19 protein-coding genes are annotated in these 23,370 nt (G+C 68.3%); 6 read left to right on the top strand and 13 right to left on the bottom strand.

Translation table 11 applies throughout. The features are described 5' to 3' along the window. Positions 1 to 3 precede the first annotated feature (3 nt). The 4 genes from FG94_RS02840 (at position 4) to FG94_RS27805 (ending at position 2,309) form a co-directional block, all read left to right on the top strand. Entirely contained in the window at positions 4 to 957 is a 954-nt protein-coding gene (locus tag FG94_RS02840) for an alpha/beta hydrolase (protein WP_036206830.1), read from the top strand. A gap of 65 nt (positions 958 to 1,022) precedes the next feature. Then, complete coding sequence (locus tag FG94_RS27590; protein ID WP_161783931.1) at positions 1,023 to 1,199, top strand: hypothetical protein; 177 nt, start codon at positions 1,023 to 1,025, stop codon at positions 1,197 to 1,199. Positions 1,200 to 1,325: 126 nt separating this feature from the next. Beyond that, positions 1,326 to 1,763, top strand: a complete 438-nt coding sequence (locus tag FG94_RS27060) for a hypothetical protein (RefSeq protein WP_152570820.1) — start codon at positions 1,326 to 1,328, stop codon at positions 1,761 to 1,763. A gap of 207 nt (positions 1,764 to 1,970) precedes the next feature. Next, the gene (locus tag FG94_RS27805) at positions 1,971 to 2,309 is read left to right on the top strand and encodes a hypothetical protein (RefSeq protein ID WP_051996073.1); all 339 of its coding nucleotides are present in this window, start codon (positions 1,971 to 1,973) and stop codon (positions 2,307 to 2,309) included. Positions 2,310 to 2,342: 33 nt separating this feature from the next. Here the strand turns inward: FG94_RS27805 and FG94_RS02825 are convergent, their stop codons facing one another. The 8 genes from FG94_RS02825 to FG94_RS02790 form a co-directional block, all read right to left on the bottom strand. Continuing rightward, on the bottom strand, positions 2,343 to 3,005 hold the full coding sequence (locus FG94_RS02825; protein WP_036206824.1) for an amino acid ABC transporter permease: 663 nt from the start codon (positions 3,003 to 3,005) through the stop codon (positions 2,343 to 2,345). A 10-nt stretch (positions 3,006 to 3,015) separates the two neighbouring features. Beyond that, positions 3,016 to 3,825 carry a transporter substrate-binding domain-containing protein gene (locus tag FG94_RS02820; protein WP_036206821.1) on the bottom strand — a complete coding sequence of 270 codons (810 nt, stop codon included), beginning with the start codon at positions 3,823 to 3,825 and terminating at the stop codon, positions 3,016 to 3,018. A gap of 73 nt (positions 3,826 to 3,898) precedes the next feature. After that, the gene (locus FG94_RS02815) at positions 3,899 to 4,300 is read right to left on the bottom strand and encodes a hypothetical protein (RefSeq protein ID WP_036206819.1); all 402 of its coding nucleotides are present in this window, start codon (positions 4,298 to 4,300) and stop codon (positions 3,899 to 3,901) included. Positions 4,301 to 4,332: 32 nt separating this feature from the next. Then, positions 4,333 to 5,001 carry a bifunctional 2-polyprenyl-6-hydroxyphenol methylase/3-demethylubiquinol 3-O-methyltransferase UbiG gene (locus FG94_RS02810; RefSeq protein WP_036206816.1) on the bottom strand — a complete coding sequence of 223 codons (669 nt, stop codon included), beginning with the start codon at positions 4,999 to 5,001 and terminating at the stop codon, positions 4,333 to 4,335. Positions 5,002 to 5,061: 60 nt separating this feature from the next. Further along, complete coding sequence (locus FG94_RS02805) at positions 5,062 to 5,523, bottom strand: metallophosphoesterase family protein (protein WP_036206813.1); 462 nt, start codon at positions 5,521 to 5,523, stop codon at positions 5,062 to 5,064. A gap of 5 nt (positions 5,524 to 5,528) precedes the next feature. Continuing rightward, entirely contained in the window at positions 5,529 to 5,813 is a 285-nt protein-coding gene (locus FG94_RS02800) for a DUF378 domain-containing protein (protein ID WP_229445833.1), read from the bottom strand. A 130-nt stretch (positions 5,814 to 5,943) separates the two neighbouring features. After that, complete coding sequence (locus FG94_RS02795; RefSeq protein WP_036206810.1) at positions 5,944 to 6,579, bottom strand: DUF882 domain-containing protein; 636 nt, start codon at positions 6,577 to 6,579, stop codon at positions 5,944 to 5,946. Between the two features lie 88 nt (positions 6,580 to 6,667). Then, positions 6,668 to 7,204 carry a GNAT family N-acetyltransferase gene (locus FG94_RS02790; RefSeq protein ID WP_036206808.1) on the bottom strand — a complete coding sequence of 179 codons (537 nt, stop codon included), beginning with the start codon at positions 7,202 to 7,204 and terminating at the stop codon, positions 6,668 to 6,670. 239 nt (positions 7,205 to 7,443) lie between these two features. Between FG94_RS02790 and FG94_RS02785 the strand changes: the two genes are divergently transcribed. Next, positions 7,444 to 8,451 carry a sulfate ABC transporter substrate-binding protein gene (locus FG94_RS02785; RefSeq protein WP_051996071.1) on the top strand — a complete coding sequence of 336 codons (1,008 nt, stop codon included), beginning with the start codon at positions 7,444 to 7,446 and terminating at the stop codon, positions 8,449 to 8,451. A 332-nt stretch (positions 8,452 to 8,783) separates the two neighbouring features. Next, on the top strand, positions 8,784 to 9,752 hold the full coding sequence (locus tag FG94_RS02780) for a serine hydrolase (protein ID WP_036206805.1): 969 nt from the start codon (positions 8,784 to 8,786) through the stop codon (positions 9,750 to 9,752). A 67-nt stretch (positions 9,753 to 9,819) separates the two neighbouring features. Here FG94_RS02780 and FG94_RS02775 read toward each other — a convergent pair whose 3' ends face one another. The 5 genes from FG94_RS02775 to FG94_RS02755 form a co-directional block, all read right to left on the bottom strand. Continuing rightward, entirely contained in the window at positions 9,820 to 10,935 is a 1,116-nt protein-coding gene (locus FG94_RS02775) for an RDD family protein (protein ID WP_036206801.1), read from the bottom strand. 213 nt (positions 10,936 to 11,148) lie between these two features. Beyond that, positions 11,149 to 13,098, bottom strand: coding sequence for an exodeoxyribonuclease V subunit alpha (gene recD / locus FG94_RS02770; RefSeq protein WP_036206798.1), 1,950 nt, complete (start codon positions 13,096 to 13,098; stop codon positions 11,149 to 11,151). Continuing rightward, the gene (gene recB, locus FG94_RS02765) at positions 13,091 to 16,741 is read right to left on the bottom strand and encodes an exodeoxyribonuclease V subunit beta (RefSeq protein ID WP_036206795.1); all 3,651 of its coding nucleotides are present in this window, start codon (positions 16,739 to 16,741) and stop codon (positions 13,091 to 13,093) included. Before recB ends, recD begins: the two co-directional genes overlap by 8 nt. Further along, entirely contained in the window at positions 16,738 to 20,151 is a 3,414-nt protein-coding gene (recC, locus tag FG94_RS02760) for an exodeoxyribonuclease V subunit gamma (RefSeq protein ID WP_036206794.1), read from the bottom strand. The genes recB and recC overlap by 4 nt, the downstream gene beginning before the upstream one ends. A gap of 105 nt (positions 20,152 to 20,256) precedes the next feature. Continuing rightward, positions 20,257 to 23,280, bottom strand: coding sequence for a CHASE domain-containing protein (locus tag FG94_RS02755; protein WP_051996068.1), 3,024 nt, complete (start codon positions 23,278 to 23,280; stop codon positions 20,257 to 20,259). Positions 23,281 to 23,370 lie beyond the last annotated feature (90 nt).

Genomic DNA, 23,370 nt, shown 5'->3' with positions numbered 1-23,370 from the left:
GGGATGCGGACCACGACATCGCGTCTGCGCGCCGCCGCCCTGGCCTGCGCGCTGGCCCTGCCCTTGGCCGCGCAAGCGGCCGATGAAGGCGTGAAGAGTGCCGCCCTGCTCGACCATGGCTGGTGGGTCGATGCGAACGTAACCTACCTGACGGCGAGCGGGCAGGACCTCAAGCTCGACGTCTACCTGCCGGTGAAGAAGAGCGACAAGCCGCTGCCCGTGGTGATGTACTTCCATGGCGGCGGCTGGGTGGCGGGCCGGCGCGAAGGCGCGGCGCTGTCCGCCATGCCCTACATGGAGATGGGTTTCGCCTTCGTGAACGTCAGCTACCGGCTGGCGAAGGTGGCGCCCGCCCCGGCCGCAGTCGAAGACACGCTGTGCGCGCTGCAGTGGATCGGGCGCAATGCGAAGAAGTACAACTTCGACCTGTCCAGGGTGGTGACCACGGGCGACTCGGCGGGCGGCCACCTGGCCCTCGCCACGGCCATGATCCCGGCCGACTCGCCGCCCACCCGCCAGTGCGCGGCCAACGAGCCCAGCTGGAGCGGACCGTACCAGAACGTGGCGCCGAAGGTGGCGGCGGTGATCAACTGGTATGGCATCACCGACGTCGCCGACATGCTGCAAGGCCCGAACGTACGCTCGTACGCAGTGGCCTGGTTCGGCAGCATGCCGGAGCCCGAGCGCCAGGCGCTGGCGCGCGCGGTGTCGCCGCTGAGCCATGTGCGCGCGGGCGGACCGGCCGTGCTCACCATCCATGGCGACGCCGATCCGCTGGTGCCCTATGCGCATGGCCTGCGGCTGAAGGCGGCGCTCGACAAGGCGGGCGTGCGCAACGTCCTGCATACCATCAAGGGCGGCGGCCACGGCGGTTTCACGGCCGAGCAGCACGTCGGCGCCTACAGCGCGGCGCACCAGTTCCTGCGCGAACTCGGCATCGCACCCGCACAGCCTTGAGCGCCCCCTCCCCGGCATTCGGCCTAAGATGTGGCTTCCACCACATCTGACGCAAGGAGGCCACCATGCCTGAAAACAAGGATACCGGGGACAGAAGCCTGAGCGACATCCAGCTCGACGACTTCGACGTGAACCGCCAGCGCGAACGGCTGGAACGCAGCCGGCCAGATAACCTGCAATCGGACCGGCAAAAGGGTTCGCAACAGTCCGGCGATGGAACCCAGCAGCAGGAAAAACGCTAGCCAAGCCCTCCCATTTACTGATGACTTTGTACGGGCCGTCCTACGACGGTTCGTGCCGCATTCCGATTGTCTGCTTCCGCCGAGGGGCTATCATGGGCCCATCGACACTCAAACAAGGAGACTGGTATGGGTGAAAACAAAGGACATGGCGTCAAAGGGCCGCGCCACGACGATGACGTGGACGAGCTCAGCATGAATACCGCGAGCGGCAAACCCGCCCAGGGCGGCCAGCAACAGTCCGGCAACATGCCATCGGGACAGCAGCAAGGCAGTATGCAATCCGGGCAGCAGCAGGGGGGAAGCCGACAGGGTTCCCAGCAGTCTGGCCAGCAGGGCGGCAGCCAGCAATCGGGACAGCAGCAACAAGGTAGTAAGCAATCGGGGCAGCAACAAGGCAGCCGCCAGTCGGGCCAGGGCGGGAGCCAGCAAAGCGGAGGGCAACACGCCTCCGGCGGCACGCCGGCACTCGATGACCTGGGTTCGCGCCAGGGTGAATCCGCCAAGGATGCATCGCAGGCCTGGAGCCAGGACAACAGCATCGACAAGCAACGCGGCAATCCTTAACCCCGGGCGCCGCTGAGCGCTCTTTACCTCGCAGTACAATGCGCACCGACAAGCCAGGCTTGCCGGTGCGCTTTGCATTTTTCCGTACTGGTTCTTCAAGGCGAGAGCGTGCGAAGGGTCCTACGCCCTTTCCTCTCATACTCCGATTGCCGATGTCAGCCGGAGGATTAAGATGGTGTCTCGACAATCTTCGATGAGGAGACGATCATGAACAAGCAGCCAAACCAGAAACAGTCGCAACCGGACAATTCGCAGAACGATCCGAGCAAGGACCTGGTGTCCGCAGCCGGCCAGGGCCAGCGCGAGGGCAACCAGCAATCCGGCGGGAAGCAATCGGGCAGCCAGCAGTCCGGCCAGCAGCAGATGGGCCAACAGGGCGGCCAGCAGCAAGGCCAGCAACAGGGCAACCATCAGCAAGGCGGTGGCCAGCATGCTTCCGGCGGCACCCCGGCACTCGACGACCTGGGCGGCCAGCGTCAGGGCGAAAGCGCCCAGCAAGCCGCCGACGCATTCCAGCAGCAGGACCAGCAGCGCGGCAAGCGCTGATCGTCCACGCGTCCGCGTGCCGCCCCCCTGGGGTCAGCGCGCGGCGTGCGCGCGGTTCAGGCGCCGCTCCGCGCGGCGCTGGATCGCTTCGAAGAACAGGCTCAAGGCCCAGTAGATGCAGGCCGCCGCAAGATACAGCGGCAGTGGCTGGAAGCTCACCGCAATGACTTCCTTGGTCGCGAGCATCAGTTCGGTCATGGTGATCACCGACACCAGCGAGGTGTCCTTGATCAGGCTGATGAGCGTGTTGCTCATCGAGGGCACCGCGATGCGCAGCGCCTGCGGCATGACGATGTGGTGCAGGGTCTGCCAGTAGCCCAGTCCCAGGCTGAAGCTCGCGCGCCACTGCCCTTCGCTGACGGCGCGGATCGCACCGCGCAGGCTTTCCGACAGGTAGGCGCCCGCGTTCAGCGACAGCGCCAGCACCCCCGCCGTCACCGGCGTGAATTCGATGCCGACGCTCGGCAAGCCATAGTAGATGACGAAGATCTGCACCAGCAGCGGCGTGCCGCGCATGAGGCTCACGTACAGGCTCGCCGGCAGGCGCACGGCGGCCCAGGGAGCGATGCGCATCAGCGCCACCGGCAGGCCGATCGCCAGCCCGCCGATCATCGAGGCCACCGCGAACACCAGGGTGTAGCCGGCGCCCGTCAACAGGGTCGGCGCCGCTTCGCGCAGCAGCGCGATCAACTCCACGCGACCGCCATTATCGGGCCGGGCGGCTGGCGTCGGTGCCGAACCACTTGAGCGACATCGCCTTCAGGGTGCCGTCGGCGGCCGCGTCCGCGAGGATCTTGTCGACCGCCGCCTTGAACTGCGGATTGCCCTTGCGGAAAGGGATGCCCATGCGCTCGGGCGCGCCGACCCGTGCGCCGGCCTTGATCGGCAGCTGCGAATGCTGCAGCAGGTAAGCCACCATCAGGCTGTCGTTGAGCGCCGCATCGATGCGCCCGAAGGCCAGGTCCTGCAGGTTCTCGGGCGCGGCCGGATAGCTCTTGACCTCGATGCCCGGCACCGCCTTGGCCTGCTGCTCGAACACGCTGCCCTGCCCCACGCCGACCTTCTTGCCTTTCAGGTCGTTCAGGCTGGTGTAGCTGGCGCGGTCGTTCTTGCGCACGATGAGCTGCGGGAAGGAATAGGTATAGGGGCGCGAGAAATCGAAGGCCTGCTCGCGCCTGGGCGTGATGCCGACCTGGCTGACGATCACGTCGTACTTGCCGGCGGCCAGGCCGGCGAGGATCGCGGCCCACTCGGTGGTGACGAATTCCGGTTTGACGCCCAGCTTGCCCGCGACCAGGCGCGCGACGTCGACGTCGTAGCCGGCCAGCTTGCCGGTCTTCGGGTCCTTGAAGTTGAAGGGCGGGTAGGTGCCTTCCATCGCGATGCGCAGGGTGCCGCGCGCCTTCGCGTCCGTCAGCAGGTCGGCCGCCCCTGCCGGCACCAGTGCCGACAGCGAGGCCACCAGCGCCAGGCCAAGTAGGGCACGGCGTGCCACGGTGGTCGAATGCTTGCCCATCAAATCGTCTCCATCCCTAGTCGAGCTGACTTTATAACCGAAAGCCGTGCCGGCGGGAAGCGCCGCGGGTCGCTCAGTGGCGGCCGCGCGCTCTAAAGGGGTGGCCGACTACCAGGGTGGTGCTCAGGACCAGCGTGGACAGGCCGAGGATCAGCTGCACCAGCCTGTCGTCCGGGAGCACCCAGAGCTGCCCGCGCGGCGGCTCGGCGCCGGTGGCCGCGACGATCAGGGGTGCGATCCAGTCGGCCTCGGGTTCGACGTCGAGGATCACCGCATCGCCGGTCGTCTGCATGAACACGTTGCCGCCTTCGGCCAGGGTAAAGCAGATGCCGACGCCAGTCTCGGTCGGCTTGACCAGCTCCTGCAGGGCGCGGTTGTGCTCGTCGATCCAGAATTCGACGTCCTGCGGGGTCTCCAATGCGGTCCAGGGACGGGGGCGGAAGCGCGGCTGCGGGGTATCGGGTGGCAGGTTCATGTGATGCGGGCAAAAGCGGAACGAGCCGTATTTTACGCCAGCCGGCCGACCAGGATCAGCGACACCGGCTTGGCCGTTTCCGGATGGAGCGGTTCGCGCATCTCGACCACGCGCAGGCCGTGTTCCTCGAACAGCGCGAGCCAGCTCGAGACCGTACGGAAGTACCAGGGCGCCGGATCGGTGAAGGCGCTGCTGAAGCCGGCCCAGCTGCCATCGCGCCAGCCGTCGGCATAGGGGGCGTCGCCGCAGGCCATCAGCGGGTGCACGGTCTGCACGATCAGCAGCCCGCCGGGCCGCAGGTAGGTCGGTGCGGCGCGCAGCAGCCCGCGCACGGCCTCGTCGCCGATCAGCGAGAAGTTACAGACCGCCACGTCGGCCGCCAGCTGCAATGCGCCGGCGGCGATCTCTTCATAGCTCAGCTGGCGGAACTCGCCCCCGCCGGCCTTCCTCGCCTGCTCGACCAGGCCGGCGCTCGCGTCGACGCCCAGCAATGCCACCTCGGGCAAGGCCCGCACCAGCCAGCCTTCGCCGCAGCCGAGGTCGACGCCGGTCGCCGGCGCATACGCGCGCACGGTGTCGACGATCGCAGCGTTGGTGACCAGCACGCGCGACGCGATCTCGCCTCCCCGCACGGCGGCGGTCCAGGGATCGGTGTTGCGCGACCATGAATCGATGATGGATGCGTCGGTATGGGTAGTCATGCGGTCTCCTCGGTTGGCCGCATTATCGCCTACCGAAGAAAATACGGCATGCAAGGATGTTCATTTGACGTCGAGGGTCACCAGGCGCACCTTGACATCCCCGCCATCGACCAGTAGCTCGCCGACCGAGATCGGCAGCGTGAAGCGCCGCCGCCCCGCACTGCCCGGGTTCACGTACAGCACGCCGCCCCGCTCGCTGCACAGCGGCTTGTGCGAGTGGCCCGACACCACCACGCGCATGCCCGCGCCGGCCGGATTGAGCGTCAATTCCTTCAGGTCATGGATCACGTAGATGGCGACCTGCCCCAGCCGCAGGATGGCGGTCTCGGGAATCTCGCGCGCCCAGGCGCCGCGGTCGTTATTGCCGCGCACGACAGTCAGCGGCGCGATCGCCGCCAGCGGCGGGAGGATCTCGGGGCCGGTGATGTCCCCGGCATGGATGATATGGTCGCTGCCCCGGAGGAAGTCGAGCGCCTCCGGGCGCAGCAACCCGTGCGTGTCGGAAATCAGCCCGACGCGCATGCCGCTCAGGTCGAGCGCTTGCTGCCGGCCATCTTGGCCGTGGTGTAGATCGCGTACAGCGCCGCCAGGCCCACCACCACGTAGACGATGCGGGTTGCCGGGCTGCCCGGGCCGAAGATGGTGGCGACCATGTCGACATCGAACAGGCCGACCATCGCCCAGTTCAGGCCGCCGATGATCAGGAGCGCCATTGCCAGGTAGTCGAGTGCCGACATGGCGGAACGCCCATGCGCATGCAGGGAAGTGCGCCGTTCGCCCATCGTCCTGCGGTCCATGGTGGGAGTATTCATCGTTGCCATCATTGCCTCCTTGGAAAAGCGACATGAAGTGCCAGGGCGGCCGCCCTGGCCGTGACAACTCATACTAGCCGAAGTTCGATGCCGAGGACGCACCGGTCGGCGCGCGTCAAGCGCGGCCGGGTCAGCCCTTCCAGGTGCGATTCAGTCCGGTATCGGCATGGATCCAGCCGCCCTTCGGGCCAGCACGGTAGTAATAGCCGACACCGCCCTGGCGGAAGCTGCGGATCAGCCCGCCGAGCACTTCCTCGCTCAGGCTGGCGATGCGGATGTCCGCCGCCTTGCCCACCATGTGCAGCGACTTGCGCGCGGCCGGGACGCCCTCTTCGACCAGGCGCTTGTTGGACGCCTCGGTGCGGTAGCCGGACAGGATCTCGAGCGGCTGGGTCATGCCGTAGCGCGCGATGAAGGCCTGGGTGCCCCACAGGATCTCGAACAGCTTGGGATCGATCGGCGCCGACGCGCGCCCGTTCACGTCGCGCAGGATGTGGCACAGCTCCTGGTAGGCGGAATCGATGATCTCGCCATCCTTCCAGTACAGCACCTTGGCGCGCTCGCCGCTTTGCGGGCGCACCAGCGACAGGGTACGCGGCTTGATCCAGAAATCGATGTCCAGCAGCTGGGCATCGAACAGGTCGGGCGGGGGTTCCAGGTCGGTCGTCTGGGCGGCGGCCGTGGCCGGGACCAGCAGTGGGGAACCGAGGGTGCCCAACGCACAGAGCCGGGCACTTTGTTGCAGGAAATCTCTACGTGAAGCCATAACAAGCGAACTCAGCCAAATGAGGCGCTTACTATATCGCAAGCTTCTCCTGCACAAAAGAAGAGTTTGTCAAGATTGTTGCGGGGACCTAGCCAGCGCAGTTGCAAAAACGCTTGCTGGCGGCAGCCCCCGGCCCTGTCTCGCATACGGCGTCGAGGGGTTTCCACAGCAGGTCGCATTCGAGCCCCCAGCAGGACTTGTCCTTGCCGGCGTTGACATACCCCTGGCGCTCGAAGAAGGCGCTCGCGCTCGCCGGGCTGTGCAGGTGCAGCTTCTTGATGCTCCAGGCGCGCGCCTGCTCCTCGGCGGCGGCGATGAGTGCGCGGCCGATGCCGCTGCGCAGCGCCTGCGGCGACACATAGCACAGCGCCAGCTTGCCGGCCTGGGTCAGCAGGCACAGGCCCAGCAGCTCCCCGTCGCGCTCGGCTACCAGGGCGTGGTTGCTGGGGTTGGCGAACCAGGTGGCGACGTTGGCTGCGGTCTTGTTGCCGAGCCAGGCTTCCAGCACGGCCGGCCGGTCCTGGTGGTCGGCCTTGCACCCGACCTCGATCGAGCGGCGCAGCAGGGCGCAGGCGGGGGCAGCATCACCGGGTACCGCCTTGCGAATGTCAAAACGCGTGGACATCAAACATCACTATGCATAAAAAACGATCAGACCGCGCTTGTGGCGCAATGGCTGGGCACGACTATACACCGAAAGCCCCCGACCTTGCTGTGGTCACCCATATCCGCAGCGACGCCGCGCAAGCCCGGACGCTGCCCTGCTCTGCAGTACTAAGCATATGACAAAACTATTGTTCCGTATTTTGAGCAATGTGCGGATGATGCACACTGTCACCACAAGATTCTGAAAAGCGAGAACATATGACCCTGACCTCCCCGCTCCGCCGTTTCCTCCTGGCCCTGTCGCTTGGCGCCGCGCTGCCGCTGTCGGCCAGCGCCGCCACGACCGAGCTGCTGAACGTTTCCTACGACGTGGCACGCGAGCTGTACAAGGACATCAACCCGGCCTTCATCGCGGCCTACAAGCAACAGACCGGCCAGACCGTCAGCATCAAGCAGTCGCACGGCGGCTCGAGCAAGCAGGCGCGCGCCGTCGCCGACGGCCTGGAAGCCTCGGTCGTCACCATGAACCAGGCCAACGACATCGACATGCTGGCCGACCGCGGCCTGGTGGCCAAGGACTGGGCCAAGAAATTCCCGCACAATGCGGCGCCCTACTACTCGACCATGGTGTACCTGGTCCGCAAGGGCAATCCGAAGAAGATCCGCAACTGGGACGACCTGGCGCGCCCGGGCGTGCAGGTGATCATCCCGAACCCGAAGACCGCCGGCAACGGCCGCTATACCTACCTGGCGGCCTGGGGCTCGGTGCTGAAAAAGGGCGGCAACGAAGCGCAGGCGCGCGACCTGGTGGCCCGCATCTTCAAGAACGTGCCGATCCTCGATGCGGGCGGACGCGCCGCGACCACCACCTTCACCCAGCGCCAGATCGGCGATGTCCTGGTGACCTTCGAGAATGAAGTGAGCATGGTGCGCAAGGAATTCGGCGACAACTTCGAGGTGGTCTACCCGAGCAGCTCGATCCTGGCAGAATCTCCGGTGGCCGTGGTCGACAAGGTGGTCGATCGCCGCAACCAGCGCAAGGAAGCGACGGCCTACCTGAACTTCCTGTATTCGCCGGCCGGCCAGGAAATCGGCGCCAAGCACTTCCTGCGCGTGCGTTCCGATGCGGTGATGAAGAAATATGCCGCCAACTACAAGCCGATCCAGCTGTTCACGGTGGATGAGCTGTTCGGCGGCTGGCGCAAGGCCCAGGAAGTCCACTTCAACGATGGCGGCGAATTCGACAAGATCTACCAGTCGAAGTAAGCCATCCGCGACCCGGCCGGCTTGATCGGCCCGAGACGAAGCCCTGCCCTAGTGCAGGGCTTCGTCGTTATGGCGCCAAGTCCATGCCAGCGCCCTACCCGCCCGGAATATCGACCTGATCTGGTGTGTGTCATGGACGCTGTGTTAACTGGAGGGTTAAACTGCAACTAAATTCCGGTTCACAAGGCCGTTTTTGCTTGTGTGCCATAGACATGCATCATGCTTGATGCTATCTTCCAACTCCTGTAGTTGCCCTACAGCTAGATTGTTGACTACGCGCTTACCCACTGCCGCGTTTTCCCGCTCAACACAACCTATTCCTGCACCCGACAATGTTCAAAAAATTGTTTGCCACCGCATTGTTGTCGTTTTCGGCTGCGGCTTTCGCCGTGCCCTTCGGCTCGCAATCGGTGCTCGTGGTAGAAGATGACACCGGCAAGATTCTGCTGGAAAAGAATGCGGACCGCGTCGCGCCGATCGCGTCGCTCACCAAGCTGATGACCGCCATGGTCGTGCTCGATGCCAGGCAAGACCTGGACGAGCTGATCGAGATCGACCGCAGCGACGTCGACACCTTCAAGCACAGCAGCTCGCGGGTGCCGGTCGGCGCCCTGATCTCGCGCCGCGACGTGCTGCAGCTGGCCCTGATGTCCTCGGACAACCGCGCGGCCCATGCGCTGGCGCGCACCTATCCGGGCGGTCTGGCCGGGTTCAAGGTCGCGGTACGCCAGAAGATCGCCGCGCTGGGCATGACCCAGACCGTGATCGAGGAGCCGACCGGCCTGTCGCCGCACAACCGCTCGACCGCGGGCGACCTGGTCAAGATGGCAACGGCGTCGGCCAGGTATCCAGAGATCACGCGCATGTCGACCGAGTCGAAGGACCTGATCAACATCAACGGCCGCGAGGTCGAATACCGCAATACCAACCGCCTGGTCGGCGCCAAGGGTTGGGACATCGGCCTGTCGAAGACCGGCTACATCCAGGAAGCCGGCCGCTGCCTGATCATGAACATCAAGGCCGGCGGCAAGAACGCCACCCTGGTGCTGCTCAATGCCGGCGCCTCGTCGGCGCGCATCCTGGACGCACTGAACATCCGCCGTTTCATCACCGGCGACGAGCCGGTGAGCATGGCCAAGGCCTCGAACCGTGCGCCGCGCTACAAGGCTGCGTCGAGCCGCGCCCGCATCAAGGCCAGTGCCGGCGGCCCGCGCATCAAGGCGACGGCCGGCAAGGCCAAGGTCAAGGCAGTCAAGAAGCGCAGCAAGGCGAAGGTGGTGCCGAAGCGCCGCAAGAAATAAGCGCATCGCTGCACCATGCAGACACGAAGGGGCCCACGAGGCCCCTTTTGTTGTTTCAGCGAGGATCTCAGTGGCTGCGCTGGGCCAGTTCGGGCCGGGGCGGCGGCGTGACCGTGTCCCACAAGGCGCCGCTCAGCTCCTGCACCAGGTCGTCGGTATAGGCGGCCGGCGGCGACTGCATCGCCACCACCCGCCAGGCCTTGCCGTCGACTTCGACGATGCGCAGCTGCACCCGCTCCGGCCCCTTCTTGTGCAGCCCCCGGCCGACCCAGGAATGGCAGCCGCGGAATTCGGCGAAGTAGCTGTCCGCCAGTTCGAAGCGGTCGGCCAGCCGGTCGGCCAGCGCCTGGGCGTCCTGGCGCAGGGCCCGGCCGCCGCTTTCCTCGTGCGCGAACAGGACGGCGGCGTGGCCGCTTTGCTGGGTGAACAGGTGCTGCACGCTGCCGTCCGGCCCGGGGCGCAGCTCGAGTTTCCATTGCGGCCCGATGCGCGCCATGCGTCCGGTGACCGGGTTGGTCCAGGCGACCGGCGGCGCTTCCAGCATGGCGCTGGTCTCGCGGCTGTCCTGGCGGTCGACGCCGTCGAGGATCAGGATGGCGCAGAACAGGCTGACGAAGGCGGTGCCAAACACGCCCTTCGCCAGCCAGCCGGTACTGCTCGCGCTGACCAGGAAATCGTCCTTGTCGTAGCTGGCCTGCACACCCTTGCGCAAGCGCAGGCCCTGGCGCGCCATGGTCACCAGGCTGATGAGCGGCAGGCTGAGCGCGAGGCCGTCGCGCCAGATCTTCAGGTTACGCCGGACCAGTTGGCGGAAAGCCGGCACATGCCCATCGGTCGTGATGAGGCGCAGTCCCAGCAGCGCCTTGCCCGGCGTATTCCCGAGCAGCGCCTGCAGGGCCGCGTCGAGCACCAGGCCGCCGGGGATGCAGGCCAGGCCGAACAGTTTCCAGCCGAACGGGGTTTCGAGCCAGCGCAGGAACACCGGGGATACCTGGCCCAGGGCATAGCCCAGCACCAGGGCCACCAGCGCGGTCTCCCACCAGACGTCGAAACTGCGGGCAAACCAGCGTGCCCAGGGCCCGGCCAGCGGGAAGGCCGGCAGGTCGTCGCAGGCGCTAGGGGGGCGCGCCACCGTGCCGGGTGCGGAACAGAACAATACCGTCTGCTGGTCGAGTGGCTGCATGGGTGCGCCAGGCGCTGTGACGCCTTGTGGTCAGGGAAAACTTCGTTGAAGAAAAAATTACACGAAAAATGCTGCCCGGTCTTTGTTCTTGTACGTGAGTAAGACCACGCAATAACGGTCGAGTTCGACGAAACGGGCCGGGTCGCGCACCATGCTTGGCCTTCATCAAACCCGTAGTCGCGCCGTCGCGACACCGGGACCTTGTGTTCTGGCTCAGCGAGAAGTCGGCGCGATCATGCCGCGCAAGCCGCTGGTGCGGTGGGTGCGCTGCGCGATCGCCTCGAGCAGCACGGCGCCGGGGGGCGAGACCAGGGTGAACATCTCGCTGGCGCGGGTGATGCCGGTATAGACCAGCTCGCGGGTGAGGACGGCGCCGCGTTCGCGCGGCAGCGCCAGCACGGTATGGCGGAATTCCGAGCCCTGCGATTTGTGGACCGTCATGGCAAAGGCTGTCTCGACATTGCGCAGGCGGGTCGCCAGCACGCTGCGCACCGTATCGCCTTCGAGGAAGTACACGCGCAGGGCGCCGGGGCGCGCGGGGTCGGGCAGCGTGAGGCCGATGTCGCCGTTGTAGACGTTGGTGGCGTAATCGTTGCGGGTCACCATGACCGGGCGGCCCACATACCATTCGCCGTTCGGGCGCAGCAGCCCGGCCTGGGCCAGGCGCCGGGCCACCGCGTCGTTCAGGCCGGCGACACCCCACTCGCCGTCGCGCACCGCGCACAGGATGCGGAAGGACTCGAAGCGCTGCAGGACCTGGCGCACCCATTCTTCATGATTCGTGTTCAATCCGGCTTTATGGCCGGTATTCAACACGTCCAGGTAAGCACCGTAGCCGGATTGGGCCAGTTGCAGCACCTGCTGCTGCTGGGCGTTCTCGATCCAGCGCACGCCCGGCTCGCCCGCGCGCAGCACGGCTTCGGCGCGCACGGCGTCGCCGGCGTTCACCGCCAGGGCCAGCTGGCCGATCGGGCCGCCGAAGCGGCGGCTGTGGCGCAGCATCACGGTCTGCTGGGCCAGCGCGCCGGCGTCGCCCAGGAATTCATCCGGCAATGCCTCGCCGCTGGCCGCGAGAACGTAATCGCAGGTGGCGTCGGTGTAGCCGCCGGCCCCGGCGTTGTGGCACAGGTCGCCGAGCACGGCGCCCGCCTCCACCGAGGCCAACTGGTCCTTGTCGCCCAGCAGGATCAGGGTGGCGGAAGGTGGCAGCGCGTCCAGCAGCGAGGCCATCATCTCCAGGTGCACCATCGAGGCTTCGTCGACGATCAGCACGTCGACGTCGAGCGGGTTGCCGCGGTGGTGGGCAAAGGCGCGGGTGTCGGGACGCGCGCCCAGCAGGCTGTGCAGGGTGCGGGCGGCGCCCATGCGCAGCGTCAGTTCGCGCAGCGGCAGCGTCGAGCCGACCTTGTCGGCCAGCTCGTTCAGGGCCTTGTCGATCGACTGCTTCAGGCGCGCCGCCGCCTTCCCGGTCGGCGCGGCCAGGGCGATGCGCTGGCTGCCGGCTTCCGGGGCGGTGGCGAACAGCAGCGCCAGCAGGCGCGCCACGGTATAGGTCTTGCCGGTGCCGGGGCCGCCGGTGATGATGGCCACCGAGCCGCGCAGGGCGATGGCGCAGGCCAGCTTCTGCCAGTCAGGGCCGTCGGCGCTACGCTGCGAGGCGAACAGCATGTCGAGCCAGCTGCGCACCGCTTCCGGGTCCACCTCGCGCTTGCGCGTCGCGCGCTCGCGCACGGCCTGGGCCACCAGCATCTCGTCGCGCCAGTAGCGGCGCAGGTAGAGGCGGTCGCCGTCCAGCACCAGCGGCTGGTCGTAGTCGAAGGCGCTGACGTCCCAGACCTGCTGGCAGCCGGAGAGACTCTGGGCCCAGCCCTGAGCGTTCTTCGGCAAGGGGCCGGCGGCGCGCGCCAGCAGCTTCCACTGCTCGTCTTCCCAGCCGAGCAGCCCTGCGGGCCCTGCGGCCAGGTCGGACAGGAGCAGGCAGCTATGGCCCTGCCCTTCCAGCTCGGACAGCACGCTCGTGGCCAGCACCAGCGCAGGCGGCGCTGCCCCCAGCGAAGCCACGAAGCGGGCGAATGCATAGGACAGGCGGCGCAGCTCGCCGGTTTCGCTCAGGCGCGCCAATTCGCTCCACAGCAGCGCGATGTTGGCTTCATGCTTAACCATGATGGTCCTTGTCCAGCAATGCTTCCAGTCCGGCCAGGAGTTCCATGTCCGGGCCCAGCACGCAGCAGCCGCGCGTGTCGGCGTTCGCGATCCCGCGCAGGAACAGGAACACGGCCCCGCCCAGCTGGCGGCGCGGCTCGTAGGCGCTTCCCAAGCGGCTGTTCAGGAGGCGGTGCAGCGCCAGCATGTAGATGGTGGCCTGGATGTCGTAGCGGTGCTCCGCCATGCCGAGCTCCATCGCGGCCTGGGTATAGGCGGCGTCGCCCGGCCCCAGCGCATTGGTCTTGTAGTCGAGCACCCAGTAGCGGCCGTCATGCTCGAACACCAGGTCGGCGAAGCCCTTGAGCATCCCGTGCAGCACGCGCTCCGGCAGGACCGGACGCTCCAGGCCCTTCATGATGCGCGCGCGGCACAGGCGGTCCAGTTGCACCACGTCGAGGCGCTCGCTGGGGAACCAGAATTCCAGTTCCGGCACCGGATCACGCAGGGCACTCAATGCCGCACCCAGCGGCGGGAGCGGGGTCGTGACCACCGCGTGCAGCCAGGCCAGGGCGTCGTCCAGGCGGTTGCCCCAGCCGGCGCGCTCGATGCGCTGGCCCAGCCTCAGCATGAATTCCGGCTCGTCGGCGCGATGAAAACCTTCCGCCGCCATCCATTCGAGCTGCTCGTGCATGAAGTTGCCCGGCACCGATCCGCGCGGGAAGCGGTGCCAAGGAGCGTCCTCGATGCGCGGCGGCGTCACCACCTGCGGCGCTTCCTCCAGCAGGGTCTCTTCCTGGGCGCGCATCGGCGCCGGGGGCGGCGCCACGATCGCCACCGCATGGCGCACCAGCGAGGTGAAGGAACCGATCGACCAGTCGCGCTCGAAACTGGCGTCGTAGCGTGGCGCCCCCAACAGCTCCGGGCGCACGTCCTCGCGCGCCAGCAGGGTGCGGCCCTGCGCCTCGGTCAGGTCGTGCAGCACGATGCCCTCGACGCCGCCGCGCAGGCGCTCCAGGCGCTCGCGCAGCAGTTCCGCGTCGATCTTCTCGCCGCCGCCCAGCAGGTAGCCCAGCGCCGACTCGTGCAGGCGGTTCTCGTTCTTGCTGCGGCCGCTGATCGGCGCCGCGCCCAGCCACAGGTAGTGGCGCGCGCGGGTCAGCGCCACGTACAGCAGGCGCAGGTCTTCCTCCAGGCGCGCCCGGTCCACCGCCGCCAAGGACTCGTCGCCCAGCGCCAGGTCGAGCCGGCGCGTGCCGTCGATGCCGACGAACTCGAAGAAGGCGCGGTTGCGCCGGTCGGTACGGCGCGCCGTCACCGCGAACGGCAGGTAGACCAGCGGGTATTCCAGGCCTTTCGATTTGTGGACCGTGACCACCTTCACCAGCTCGGCATCGCTTTCCAGGCGCAGCACGCGTTCGTCGCCGCCCTCGCCCAGGCCTTCGACCTGCTCGGCCAGCCAGCGGATCAGGGCCTGCTCGCCTTCCAGCTGGCCGCTCGCTTCCTGCAGCAGCTCGGCCAGGTGCAGCAGGTTGGTCAGGCGCCGCTCGCCGCCCGGCTGGCGCAGCAGGCGCGCCGGCAGGCCCAGTTCGTGCACGAAGCGGCGCAGCATGGCCAGCACGCCCTGGCGCTGCCAGGCGCCATGCAGGTTCTTGAGCTGCTCGACGCGCGCTTCCCAGGCCACTTCGTCGCTCGAGAGCCGGGCCAGTTCGCCCAGCGGCAAGCCGGCGGTACGGGTGGCGAAGGCGGCGCGCGCCAGGATGCCGTCGAGCGGATTCGCCACCGCATACAGCCAGCGCAGCACGTCGGCCGCTTCTTCGCTTTCGACGACCGAATCCTTGTCCGACAGGTAGACGCTGGCCACCTTGCGCTCGACCAGCGCGCGGCGCACCGCGGCGGCTTCGCGCCGGTCGCGCACCAGGATCGCGATATCGGCAGGCATCAGGCGGCGGAAACGCTCGCCGTCCGAGAAGCCGACGCGCTCGTCGCCCAGCAAGCCGACGATGTGCTCGGCGCAGTGGTGGGCAAAATACTCGCGGTACTCTTCCTGGTTCATCGGGCCGGCGCAGCACACCGACATCGCATGCTGCGCGCCGTCGGCCCCCACCAGGCGTTCGCGGTGGCCCTTGGCCTGCACGGCCTCGAAAGGCAGCGGATTGTCCTCGCCGCGGCGGAAACGGAAGGCCCCGAGCGGGTAGCCGCCCTGCCCGTCGACGCCTTCGGCATGGCGGAACAGCTGGTTCACCGCTTCCACCAGCTCGCTGGTGGAGCGGTAGTTCACGCCCAGCTGGTAGTGGCGCCCGGTGGTGGCGCGGCGCGCCGCCAGGTAGCTGTGGATGTCGGCGCCGCGAAAGCCGTAGATCGACTGCTTCGGGTCGCCGATCAGGAACAGGCCCCGTTCCGGGTCGTTGTCCGCCACCCGGTACAGCAGGTCGAAGATACGGTACTGGTCGGGCGAGGTGTCCTGGAACTCGTCGACCATCGCCACCGGGAACTGCAGCACGATGCGCTGGCGCAGGGCTTGGCCGTTCGGCCCCTCGAGCGCATCCTTGAGGCGCTCGAGCATGTCGGCGAAGCCGAACTGGCGGTTGCGCGCCTTCAGCTCGCGCATGCGGGCGGCGATGTGGCTGGCGGCGTGGCGCAGCAGCGCGTGCGACAGCGGCTGCAGGCGCGCCAATGCTTCCCGCAAAGGCGCGGTAAAGCCGAAGCAAGCCGGCACTTCGGCCGCGAAGTCCTTGCTGAAGGCGTCCACGATGCCGTCCGGGCACAGGCGCTTCCATGCCGTCTCGTTCAAATCCGGCAGCACCCGCTCCGCGTCGATCGCCCAGGCGCGCAGGGCCTCGAACCACTTCACCAGCGAATCGGCGCGCATCTTGTTGCCGTTGAAGCACTTCGGGTTGCGTTCGCGGTGGCCGGCAATCCAGCTTTCCATCTCGTCGGCGCGCGCGGCCCAGCCTTCCTTGAGGCCGGCCAGCTCGGCGCGCAGCGCCGCCTGCACACGCGCCACCAGGGTGCCGAGCGGCTCGGGCGCGCACTCTCCCAGCAGGTGGGTGCGCGTCACCAGCTCGCGCACGCCGCCCTTCAGGGCCTCGACATCGCGCCAAGATTCGCGCACCGAGGCCAGGGCATCGGCGCCCAGCGGGTAGATATGCTGGCGCCAGTAGTCGTGGGCGGCGTCCTCGAACAGGGCGCGCTCGTCGCTGACCAGCTCTTCGTCGAACAGGCTGCCGGAGTCGAACGCGTGCTCGCGCAGCATGCGCTGGCACCAGGCGTCGATGGTGAAGATCGCCGCCTCGTCCATCGTCTCGGCGGCCAGCACCAGGCGGTGGGCGGCGACGCTGCGCTCCGCCTCAAGGGGATAGGCATCGGCCAGCTCGGCCAGGTAGGGGTCATCGATGTCGAGCTGGCCGCGGAAGTACGCCGCCGCCTCGACCAGGCGCTCGCGTACCCGGTTGGCCAGCTCGCGCGTGGCGGCGCGGGTGAAGGTCATCACCAGGATCTCGCTCGGCAGCAGCGGGCGGGGGAAAGCCGCCTCGCCGCCATGGCCGAGCACCAGTCGCAGGTAGAGCGCGGCGATGGTCCAGGTCTTGCCGGTGCCGGCCGAGGCCTCGATCAGGCGCGAGCCGTGCAGCGGGAACACCAGGGGTTCGAGGTGCTGGCTCATGCCGCCTCCCCGCCCGCATCGCCGCCCAGCGGAGCGACCTGCACGCCGGTTTCCAGCCAGTCGGCCAGCGGCCCGTACAGGTCGCGCGCCACGTGCGGCCAGTCGCCGGCCGCCACCAGGGAGGCGAAGTCCGGCCACAGGCGCGCCAGGCACAGTTCCTCGACTTCACCGGAGAGTTCGTAGCTGCCGTCATAGACCAGCCTTGGGTCGCCTTCCTGCAGCAGGGCCAGCGCAGTCTTGCAGGCCACGCCCAGCGGCCGGTCGAGGTTGGTGCGCCACAAGCTGACCAGGTCGTGCAGCGTGGCCGCAGCCTCCGTCGGATTCAGGGCCGGCATGGTGAGGATCGCATCGCGCGCCACCAGGTGGCCGGCCACCGGCGCGCCGGCCGCGCTAGCCGCCAGCTGGCGCAGCCAAGCGCCGATCAGCTTGTCGCCGCGCGGACGGCCTTCCCGGTCCAGCACCTTCGAGGACACCTGCATCAGCCAGGCGGTGTCGCTGCCATCGGAGCGCAGGCGATCGATCCAGTCGTCCAGCACCAGGCCATCCGCCAGGCCCAGGCTCACGGCGCGCTTCGGTGCATTGTGCGGAAAGCGCTCGCCCAGTTGCAGCCAGGCGGTGCGCACCGGCACCAGGCCGTCGACCAGCTCCTGCTGCCACTGGCGCCCCATCAGGCCGATCGGCAGCACGCCTTCGCGCGCCAGCCGTTCGGCGCGGCTGTTCAGGGCCGCGCGCACCTCCGCAGTACTCGTTCCATCGTGCGCTTCCACCGTGCCGCTGTCGTCGAGCAGGTGGTCTTCGATGAAATAACGCTCCAGCGCGTCGAGCGAGAACGGTTCCTCGTCCTCGCCCACCACGGCGGCGTCGGCGAACACCACGCCCAGGCGGCGCCGGAAGAAGTAGCGCGCCGGCTGGCGCAGGAAAGCCGCCAGCTCGCCCAGCTTGAGCACCAAGCCGGGCTCGATCTCGTAAGGCGGCAAGGCGTCCACGCCCCCGGTCTCCTCGTCTTGTCCGTGGGCGGTGCGCCATTCGCCGGCAAAGGTCAGCAGGCCGCCGCGCTCGAAATAGCGGCGGCTGAAGGGCTGCAGCGCATGCTCCGTGGTGCGTTCGGACAGGTCGAGGTTCCAGCCGTTCTTCAGGTAGTCGCGCAGCTGGGCCACCAGCACCGAGGCCGGCTGCTCGCTGTTGTCGCGCACGTTGCGGCCAACCCAGCTCACATACAGCTTGTCGCGCGCCGACAGCAGCGCTTCCATCATCAGGTAGCGATCATCGTCGCGGCGCGAGCGGTCGCCCGGACGCGCCATGCCCGGCAGCGCCAGCAAATCGAAGTCGGCCTGTTGGGTGCGGCGCGGAAAGTCACCGTCGTTCATGCCGAGCAGGCACACCACGCGAAATGGCACGGCGCGCATCGGCATCAGCGTGCAGAAGGTCACGCCGCCGGAGACGAACTGGTGGTTCAGTGTCGGCTGGTCGAGCTGGCCGAGCCAGGATTCGCGCATCACCGCCAGCGGCACCGGCTCGCCGAATTCCGCGCTGTCGCAGGTCTCGAGCCAGCACTGCAGCGCTTCGTTCATCTGCGCCAGGGTCAGGCGGTCTTTCTCGTCGCCGGCATGGAAGAAGGCAGCAAGGAGTGCGCGCGCCGCCTCGCCCCACTCGGCCGGGGTGCGCGACTGCACCAGCTCGGCGCGCCAATGCAGGAGGTTCTCGATGAACTGGGCCAGCGAGCCGGCCAGCGCGGCGTCCAGGCCGCCCACTTCGGCATAGGGTTCGATGTCGCCGAAGCTCCTGCCTGCGCCGCTCGCGTAACCGAGCAGCATGCGGCGCACGCCGAAGATCCAGGCGTTCTGCTCACCCACGGACGCCAGGCCCAGCCCGGCGCGGTGCTCGCGGTCCAGGCCCCAGCGCACGCCCGAGCCCTCGATCCAGCGGCCCAGGATCGGCAGGTCGTCGGCATCCAGGCCGAAGCGCCCGGCCACCGACGGGACGTCGAGCAGATCGCGCACCTCGCTCTGGCGGCAGCGCTGCTGCGGCAGGCGCAGCAGCCATTCGAGCGCCACCAGCAGCGGATTCACGCTGCGGTCGCGCACGTCGCCGATCTCGAAGGGAATATGGCGCGGGTCGCTGCGGCGGTGCTGCTCGAACACGGCGTGGATCGCGGCCGAGAACACGTCGATGTCGGGCACCATCACCACCACGTCGCGCGGACGCAGGCTGGGGTCCTGGGCGAACCAGGACAGCAGCTGGTCGTGCAGCACCTCGACTTCGCGCTGGACACTGTGGGTGATGTGGAATTCGATCGAGCGGTCGTCGCGTGGCGGGGCGGTCTGCGGATGCTCGTCGGGCGGCAGCAGGTCGCGCACCGCGGCCTGCGCCTGCTGCAGCAGGGTCTCGCCTGCGGATTCGTCGAACAGGTCGACCCGCAGGTTCTCGTAGCGGCTGCCTTCGCCCTGGTCGAACTCGTCGAGCATGCGCACGAAATCGCGCCCCTGGCGGCCCCAGCTCGCCAGCAGCGGGTGGCTGTGCATGTGCAGTTCCTCGACCGGCACGCTGGCGAGCTCGATGCCGCCGCGCGGCTGCTGGCGCCGGCGCGCCGCCTTGAGCAGCTCGCGTCCCTCGATGATGTCGCCCCAGTAGAAGCGGCAGGGATTGGGCACCGCGAACAGCACCTGGGTGTGGCGCGACAGCGCGGCGATGGCCTGCAGGGTCTGGTAAGGCAGGGTCGACATGCCGAACAGGATCACGCGGCGCGGCAGGCGCGACACGGGCTCGCGCCCGGATTCGATGGCGGACACGAATTGCTGGTGGATGCTGGCACGACCCGTAACGCGCTGGGCCAAGGGCAGGCTGGCGTGGATTTCGCGCCACAGGCAGGCCTGCCACTTCAGGTCGGGACCGAGCGGCAGCGGGTCGCCCACGGCGCGGCGCAACTGGTCGCGCCCGGCTTCCCAGTCGGCCAGCCAGTCGGCGCGGTAGACCTGGTACTGGTCGTACAGGTCGGCCAGGCGCTCGGCCAGCTGCAGGCGGCGCTCGGGGCAGCCGTCGCCCAGGAATTGTTTCAGCGGCGCATAGCTAGCGTCTTCCACCAGCGCGGGCAACAGGCGCATCAGGCGCCAGGTGAGCGGGTCCTTGTCGAAGGGCGCGCGGGTGGGCACGCGCTCGCGCCCCAGCATGCCGCGGTAGGTTTCCCACAGGAAGCGCGCCGGCAGCGCCACGCGGGTCGCGGCGCACACGCCCATTTCCTCGGCCAGCGCGATCTTGAGCCACTCGGCCACCCCGTTCGACTGCACCAGGATGGTCTCCTGCTCGAGCGGTCCCAGCGGGTGCGCGCGCAGCCAGTCGAACATGGCGCTGCGCAGCAATTCCATCTGGTTGCCGTGCAAAATCAACAAGCCGGGGGTGATCGGGGAGGACATCGGAATGCTTGGGTTGCTCAAGGGCCAAAGTCTACCCGGTTTGACCGTTTCACGAAAGGCTAGACTCGGCTCCTTAGTCTTCTAACAATGTCCAAAAAGACAGCGTCAGGCTCGGTCCCGGGCGCGCACGCCAAGGCGGCCGGCGATCTCGCGCTCGACGCGCGCCAGCTGGGCGCGCAGGCGTGCCGCCAGCGCCCTGGCCTGGGCCGGACGCCCGGCCTGCGCCTCGATCTCCTCGCACAGGGAAGCGAACGCGCCGGCCCCGACCGCGCGCGCCGAGGACTTGACGCGGTGCGCCACCGCGCCCACCCTTGCCATGTCGCCGCGCAACAGCGCCGCGTCGATTTCAGCCAGCGCATCGCGCGCGCTCGACACGAACAGGAAGGCGTATTTACCCATCCGTTCGCGCTCGCCGCCGAAGCTGGCCGCCAGCGCCTCGAAATCGACCGCCCCGGCGCCGGCAACCGGTGGCGGGAGCACGTCGGGCGCCGGCGCCGTGCTGCGGCCGAGGCAGCGCGCGATGGTCGCCGCCAGCAGCTCCGGCACTACCGGCTTGCTGAGGAATTCGTCCATGCCCGCCTGCAGGCAGCGCGCCCGGTCTTCGACCCCGGCATTGGCGGTCATGGCGATCACCAGGGTGCTGGCAAGCTGCGGGTCCTGGCGGATGCGGCGCGTCGCCTCCAGCCCGTCCATGACGGGCATCTGCACGTCCATCAGGACGCAATCGAAACGCCGGCGCCGCATCGCCTCCAGCGCCTCGATGCCGTTGCCGGCCACGCTCACCTCGGCGCCGGCCTGCTGCAGCAGCTCGCGGCCGACCTGCTGGTTGAAGGAGTTGTCCTCGACCAGCAGCACCGCGCAGCCGTCCAGGCGGGTGGCGTGCGCCGCCGGGGCCGCCCCCAGCCCGGCGCCGCCGACTGCGCCCTCTTCCAGCGCCGGGTTCAGTTCCAGCCGCGCCGTGAACCAGAAGGTGCTGCCCTGGCCCGGCGTGCTGTCGACGCCGACCTCGCCATGCATCAGCTCCGCCAGCTGCTTGCTGATCACCAGGCCCAGGCCGGTGCCGCCATGGCGCCGCGTGGCCGAGGGGTCGGCCTGGTGGAAGGGCGTAAACAGGCCGGCCAGCTTGTCGGGCGCGATGCCAATGCCCTTGTCCTGCACGTCGAAGCGCACCAGGAGCTCGGGGCCGAACGCGTGTTCGAGCCGGGCGCGCAGCAGGATGCGGCCGTGCTCGGAGAACTTGACGGCGTTGCCGGCGAAGTTCAGCAGCACCTGCTCCAGCCGCAGCGGGTCGCCGCGCAGGGGACGCATCAGCTCGGGGGCGATCTCGACGTCGAAGCCGAGTCCCTTGCTGGCAGCCGCCTGTCCCAGCTGCTGCTCGACGTTGCGCATCACCCTGTCGAGCATGAAGCCGCGGGTGGCGAGTTCCAGCTTGCCGGCCTCGATCTTGGAGAAATCGAGGATGTCGTTGATGATGCCCAGCAGGTGCTGGCCCGAGTGGTAGATCTTGTCCAGGTAGCCGCGCAGCTGCGGGTCGGGGTGCGCCTGCAGCGCCAGGTGGGTCATGCCGATGATGCTGTTCATCGGGGTGCGGATCTCGTGGCTCATGTTCGACAGGAAGTCGCTCTTGGCCTGGTTGGCCGCATCGGCGCGCGCCTTGAGTTCGTGCAGCGTAGTGACGTCGGTCGAGATGCACAGCACCGCCGGCATCTCGCCTTCCGGGTACAGGGGCACGCGCACGCTCCACATCTGGCGCACGCTGCCATCCGGCAGCGGAAGTTCGACCTGGCAGGCGTGGCGTTCGCCGCTGTCGAGCACAGCGCGGTCGCGCTCCCATCCCTCGTCGGCGCTGTGCGCCGGCACCAGCTCGAAATCGCGCCGGCCGACGATGTCCGCCGCCTTGCGCCCGATCAGCGCCGCGCTCTTCGCATTCACGTACAGGAGGCGGCGCGCGCTGTCCTTCAGGTACACGTAAGCGTCCAGGTTGTCGAGCACCGAATCGAGCAGCAGCCGCTGGTCGAGCGCGGCGCGGCGCGAACGGTACAGGTTGAAGAACAGCGCGAAGCCCAGCAGGCTCACCCCGAAGCCGGAGCCGAAGGCCAGCAGCGGCAGGCTGCGGTCGGCGCCGGCCGCCATGGCGGCGCGGTCGGCCGAGAAATGGGCTTTCCAGCGGGTGCCGGCGTAATCGATCGGCAGCAGGATCGTGAAGCGCCCAGCCGCCTTCGACTGGCCGCGCACGTCCGGCCCCAGCAGCAGACGGTCGCGCGCATCCAGCGCCGGCGCCGCCCCGGACATCGTGTTGCGGGCGGTGGGCCGGGCGGGCCCGGTTTCGCTGTACAGGCTGAGCGCCACCGGCTGGCTTCCTTGCGGGCCGAGCGCGCGGCGCACCAGCTCGTCGACCGAGAACGCGATGCCGATGCTGCCCATGTAGCGCGCGCGCCGCTCCTCCACCGTGGCCGGCAGCCCGCCGCCAAGATAGAGCTGCTCGCGCATGCCGAGCGCCGTGTGTGGAACCGGGTGCTGCAGGCGCACCGGGTTGCCGGACGCACCCAGGCTCCCCTCGTCGCGCGTCCGCGCCACGACCGTGGCGATGTGGGGCTGGGCCGCGATGTCGACGCCGACCCGGTCGTTCGGCTGCTTGCCCGGCTCGACCCAGGTGATCACGGCGTACCAGGGACGGCGTCCGGCCGGCTTGATGTCGAAATCCGGGTAGCCGTTCGGATCCACGCTGCGGTCCTGCCGCACGCTCGCGATGAACGCTTCGCGCCGGGCATCGGGCACGTAGGCGATGAAGGACACCGCCTCGATCGCCGGGAACTGTGCCGGCAGGTCGAGCGCCTTCACGTAGCGGTGCAGGCGCAGACGCGTCAGCGGGCCTTCGCCGGCCGTATGCAGCGCGGCCAGGCCGCGCACCACCTGGGTATACGAGACGATTGCGTTCGACACCCGTTCCTGGGCCAGGCGCGCCACGGTCTCGAAACGGCGCCGCGCGTCGTCCTCGCCCGCCCCGGCCGCGACCCGGTAGCACAGGGCGCCGACCGCGAGCGACAGCGCGAGCCCGGCCACCCAGGGGGCGGCACTCGCGCCCTGCTGGGCCACACCGGGCGTATTCGCTGCGGAACTAGCGGTCATTGAAGAATCCATGGCTCTGGAGTGCGGGATCTGCCTGCTCGATGTTGCTAGTATAGGCAAATGCCGGCCCGGCTTGCTCAACAATATTTA

The sequence above is a fragment of the Massilia sp. LC238 genome (genome assembly GCF_000735635.1).
Classification (GTDB): Bacteria; Pseudomonadota; Gammaproteobacteria; order Burkholderiales; family Burkholderiaceae_D; genus Telluria; species Telluria varians.
Note: the sequence above shows the minus strand (reverse complement) of the source record. Positions and strands in the feature narration are given on the sequence as shown.